This is a genomic window from Rhizobacter sp., assembly GCA_021153565.1.
Lineage (GTDB): Bacteria > Pseudomonadota > Gammaproteobacteria > Burkholderiales > Burkholderiaceae_C > Albitalea.
In genome coordinates this window covers 1-5,622 of the sequence record JAJKJU010000356.1, presented here as the reverse complement: position 1 = coordinate 5,622, position 5,622 = coordinate 1, and the positions used below count along the sequence as shown (strand labels likewise).

The 5,622-nt window shown below is 64.1% G+C and carries 2 protein-coding genes; both read left to right on the top strand.

Annotated features, from left to right (window positions below; translation table 11 throughout):
* The first annotated feature begins 692 nt into the window (after positions 1-692).
* The gene (locus AC30NL_RS21965) at positions 693-2,213 is read left to right on the top strand and encodes a ShlB/FhaC/HecB family hemolysin secretion/activation protein (protein ID WP_489466111.1); all 1,521 of its coding nucleotides are present in this window, start codon (positions 693-695) and stop codon (positions 2,211-2,213) included.
* 39 nt (positions 2,214-2,252) lie between these two features.
* Positions 2,253-5,622 (top strand): YDG domain-containing protein (locus tag AC30NL_RS21960; RefSeq protein WP_489466110.1); only part of this gene is annotated, 3,370 nt, incomplete at its 3' end.

The window sequence follows — 5,622 nt, the reverse complement described above, 5'->3', positions numbered from 1 at the left end:
GGCTGAGGTATCGAAGCCTCAACCCGCGGTGGAGGGCTTCGATACCTCAGCCCGAACGGGGGCGGGATGGCCCGAACAGGGAGCCGGGGAGGTAGTCTGAATGACGCGCCGGTGAAGTCGTGATGTCATGAATCTCGCAGCGAAGCGAGCGGCAATGTGTCTTTGGTCACCTGCCCGGATCCCAAGGATTAGGGATGAGGTTTCCACGCGGCGCTTCATCTCCCGCCTAGTATGGAAGTTGGCTCGGAACACCGTTCCATAGTCCGTTCGGGCTGAGGTATCGAAGCCTCAACGCGCGGGGGAGGGCTTCGATACCTCAGCCCGAACGGGGATGGGAAGTAGCCCGAACGGGGATGGGAAGTAGCCCGAACGGACATGGGGATAGCCCGAGGGAAGCGGGGATAGCCCGAAGGAGCGGTGAAAGCCCGAACGGGAGCGGTGAAAGCCCGAACGGGAGCGGTGAAAGCCCGAACGAGCGCGGGGGTTAGGCTGACCGGGGCGGGCGCAGCCTGAACGAACTCGAAGTGTTGATCCGAGACCATACCCAATGCATCGCAAGGGAGGTTGTTGTGGCACGTAGATTCTTTCCCGCAGCTGTTGCGGGAATCGTGGCGTTGGTCCCGTGCGCGTTGCCCTCCGCACGCGCTCAGCCCACTCCATCGGCCGTGGAACCTGCAGGCCAGAGGACCAACGTGGCGCGCGTACTGGTCAAGGAGTTCAAGGTCGATGGCAACACTCTGCTGCCCCATGCCGACATCGAAGCGGCGCTTGCTGCTTTCAAGGGCGAACGCAGCATCGAGGAGTTGAAGGAGGCCGCGATGACAGTCCAGTCGCTGTATGCCTCAGCAGGCTATGGTGCTGTCGTCGCCTACCTGCCCGAGCAGTCGCCATCGGCCGGCCTCGTGAACATCGCCGTCATCGAAGGCCGCATCGTCAACGTGATCGTGAACGGGAACAAGCAATTCAGCGAGGCGAACGTTCGCGCGAGCCTGCCCGCGCTCGTGACAGGCGCCACGCCGAACCTCAAGGCGATGGATGCGCAAATCCAGATCGCCAACGAGAACCCCGCAAAAGAGGTTCAAGTCCTGCTGGAGCCGGGCAAGAAACCGGGCGAGGCTGAAGCCCATGTGACGCTCACCGAGCGGCCTGTCCAGACAATCTCGGTCAACCTGGACAACACCGGCAATGAACGCACGGGGAAGCTGCGCGCAAGCGCCGGATGGCAACACGCCAATATCTGGGGCCGCGACCATGTGTGGTCCGCGCAAGTGCTGACCTCCCCAGAGCATCCCGAGTCTGTGCGCGTGCTGAGCACGGCGTACCGTGTGCCGCTGTACCAGCAGCGACTCGTTGTCGATGCATACGCAGCCTATTCGGACGTGGATGCCGGCACCAGCGCGACAGTGGCCGGCGATCTGCAATTCACCGGCAAGGGCCGCCTCTTCGGACTGCGTGCAAGCCGCTATCTCTCGCGGCTCGGCGAAGTCGACCAGCGCGTGAGCGTGGGCATCGATCACCGGGACTACATCAACACCTGCGACATCAGCGGCCTGCCCTCGGGTGCGTGCGGGCCAGCCGGCGAGAGCGTCGCCGTGCAGCCGCTATGGATCGAATACACGGCGCAAAAGACGGTGCCGTATCCACTGGGCGTGACGGTTTCGCTGCACCACAACCTGCAACTCGGTGGTGGCCACTCGGGCGATGATCGCTTCGAGGCGGTTCGCGCCGGTTCGAAGCCGCGCTACACCCTGGTTCGCGTCGGCGCGTCTGCCGTCGTGCCGCTGGGCGAGACCTGGCAGGCCCAGGCGCGCATCAACGCCCAACTCACCGATGACGCGCTGGTGCCATCCGAGCAGTTTGGCATCGGTGGTGCCTCGTCGGTGCGAGGCTACGAAGAACGCGAACTGGCTGGCGATCGCGGTGTCTCGGCATCGGTCGAAGTCATCGGGCCGAATGTGGCAAAGCCGGTTGGACTGGCAAAGGGCGAGTTGCGCATGCTTGCGTTCGCTGATGCGGGCACAGTCCACAACCGTCTAGGCACGCCCTGCGAGAACGCGCGTGATGTCTGCACGATCGGCTCGATGGGCCTGGGCACGCGTCTGAGCGCCGGCCAGTTCGGTGCGCGTCTGTATGTGGCCAAAGCGTTGAAGACGAGCCCTCAAACCGAACGCGGCGATGTACGTGGTCATGTCGCCCTGAGCTACGCGTTTTGATGGCCACGACGCGCTGGTGGCGCTGACGAAGGAGAGGTCATGAACCAGAACATCACACGCATCACCTGCAACGCGGTACGCATCGAGAAGAATCGTCGACCTGCGCCGCGTTTTAGGCTGCACCCTCTGGCCTTGGCGCTGGCCACCAGCGGCTTGGTCACCGGCTTCGGCGCTGTACGGGCCCAGGGCCTGCCAAGCGGCATGACGGTGGTTCAGGGGCAAGCGAGCGTCATCACGGCCGGCAACCGCATGACGGTCACGAACTCCAGCGGCGCGATCCTGAACTGGAAAGGTTTCTCGATCGGCCCGCAGCAAGCGGTTCGCTTTGATCAGCCGAATGCTGCCAGCAAGGTGCTCAACCGCGTGACGGGCAACGACCCGTCCAGGATTCTTGGCAGCCTCAGCAGCAACGGCCAGGTATGGCTTCTCAACCCGAACGGTGTCCTGTTCGGTCAGGGAGCGCGTGTTGACGTGGTCGGCTTGGTGGCTTCGACTCTCCGCCTCAGCGATGCCGACTGGACCGCCGGCCGCTACCACTTCACGCCTGCAACGATGTCGGGTCGAGGCGAGGGCGCTGTGGTGAACCGGGGTGAACTGCGTACGACCTTTGGCGGGCATGTGATGCTGGTCGGCTCGTCCGCTGGCGTTCGCAATGAGGGGGTGATCGATGCGCCCGGCGGCCAAGTGGTGCTGGCCGCCGGGCAAAGCGTCGATCTCGTGGATACCGGGGCGCCGAATCTCACCGTGCGCGTGACCGCAGCGCAAGGCGAGGCCCTGAACCTCGGCAGCCTGAGCGCGGCTGGCGGGCGCATCGACTTGCAGGCGGCCATCGTCAACCAGCAGGGCATCGTGCGGGCCGAGACGCTGGAACGAGGTGCCAAGGGCGAAATCGTGTTGCGCGCTTCGCAATCGCTGAACCTCGGAGCAGGAAGCGTGACCAGTGCCAGCGGCGCGTCTGGCGGGCTTGTCACGCTGGACGCCGGCAGTGGGACGAACATGGTGAGCGGCGCCGTGAGCGCTACTGGCTCGCAAGGGCAGGGCGGACAAGTTCAACTGCTGGGTCGGCAGGTGGGTGTCATCGACGCAGCGCATGTCGATGCATCGGGCCGTGCAGGCGGAGGCGAGGTGCTGGTAGGCGGCGGGCAGCAGGGAAAGGATCCGAAGGTGCGCAATGCCGAGTCCACTTTCATCGGACCCGACGCCAGCATCTCTGCGAACGCGACGGAGTCCGGCGATGGCGGGCGCGTCATTGTGTGGAGCGACCGGGCCACGCGCGCCTACGGCTCCTTCAGCGCGACCGCAGGCGCGCAGGGTGGCAACGGTGGCTTCATCGAGACCTCGGGGGGATGGCTTGACGCACGTCCGGCATCTGTGGCGACGACGGCGCCGAAAGGGCGGCGCGGGCAATGGCTCATCGACCCGAACGACATCGACATCGTCGACCCCAACAGCGAGTTCGGCAACTTCAACATCACAGAGGGGCCGAACTTCACTACTACCGGCGACAGTGCGCGAATCCTCACCTCGACAATCGAGAGAGCGCTCAATGCCGGAAACGACGTCAGCATCACCACCGGTTCTGCAGAACCGAACAGCCAGGCAGGCGACATCACGATGTCGAATGCGAGCATCCTCGTCTCGCCCGTCAAGCCTGCGACTCTGACGCTTCAGGCGCAGCGCAACATCTTTATTTCCGATTCGACCATTGAACAGCGCGAGGGCGTTGCGCTGAACGTCAATTTGAGCGCAGCGAACGCACCAAAGAACGCAGTGGGATCCGTCACGGTGCAACGATCGCTGATCAGGACGGGCGGCGGGAACGTGGCCATCACATCGAGCAACGATCTGCTGGTCGATAGTTCGACCGTCGATTCGGCAGGGCGCATCGAGCTTCGTGCCAATCGCGTCGATCTGACTGGCACTGCCACCGTCATATCGCGTTCACAAGGCGACGCCATCGTCGTGGCAACCCCCGAGGGCGTCACTGGTGTTTCGTTCTTCGATACAACGCGCAGGGATGCCGGCGCGCTGTCGGCACCCAATGGCCGCTGGCTCGTCTATGCCGGCGCCCTCGACGCGAACCAGTTCAATCCAGGTAACCTGGCTTACGACTTCAAGCAGTACAGCGCGCGCTTCGACCAAAGGGTGACGCGGCCCGATGGCAACATCGTGACGCCGCTTCCCGGCAATGGCTTCTTGTTCACCGAAAGCCCGACGGCAAACCTGTCCGGGGCACCGGTCAAGGTGTACGACGGCAACGCTGCGGCATCCCTGGCAGGCGCCAACGTGCAGGTCGGCGGCCTGAAGGCAGGCGACCGGGCCCTGGTGTCGGAAGGTGTATCAGGCCTGTTCGATGACAAGAACGCCGGGGCGAACAAAGTGTTCACCGTCGACGCTAACGGGATCAGCTTCGTCGACAGCCTCGACAAGCCGGTCTTCGGCTACACGCTGAGCCAGATCACCGGCACGATCAAGCCCAAAGCGCTGACTTTCACGAGCGTCACGGCGGCGGATAAGGTCTTTGACGCCAAGCGCTCAGCCACCGTGAGCGTGGGCACGCTAGACGGGCTCGTCGGCAACGAGACCTTGGCGACGACGAGCAGTGGCCAGTTCGACACCAAGGATGTTGGTACCAGCAAGGCGGTCACCGTTGCGCTCGGCATTGGCGACGGAGGCAATGGGGGTGTGGCCAGCAACTACACGCTGTCCAACGTGACCGTGACCACCACAGCCAACATCACACCGAAGTCGGTCGCGGTCTCTGGCGTCAGTGCGTCCGACAAGACCTACGACGCCAGCCGGACCGCCACAGTCAGTGTTGGCACCGTCAGCGGACTCGTGGGCAACGAGACGCTGACGACGACGAGCAGCGCTCAGTTCGACACCAAGGACGCAGGCCACGGCAAGACGGTCACCGTTGCACTCGGCATTGGCGATGGCGGCAACGGTGGTCTTGCCAGCAACTACACGCTGTCCAACCCGACCGTGATCGCGACGGCTGACATCACGCCGAAGTCTGTCTCGGTCACAAATGTCAGTGCAGCTAACAAGACCTACGACGCCAGCCGGACCGCCGCAGTCAATGTCGGCACCGTCAGCGGACTCGTGGGCAACGAGACGCTGGCGACGACGAGCAGCGCTCAGTTCGACACCAAGGACGCAGGCCACGGCAAGACGGTCCCCGTTGCAGTCGGCATTGGCGATGGCGGCAACGGTGGCCTTGCCAGCAACTACACGCTGTCCAACCCGACCGTGACCGCGACGGCTGACATCACGCCGAAGTCGGTCTCGGTCTCTGGCGTCAGCGTGTCCGACAAGACCTACGATGCCAACCGAATCGCCACAGTCAGTGTTGGCACCGTCAGCGGACTGGTGGGCAACGAGACGCTGGCGACGACGAGCAGCGCTC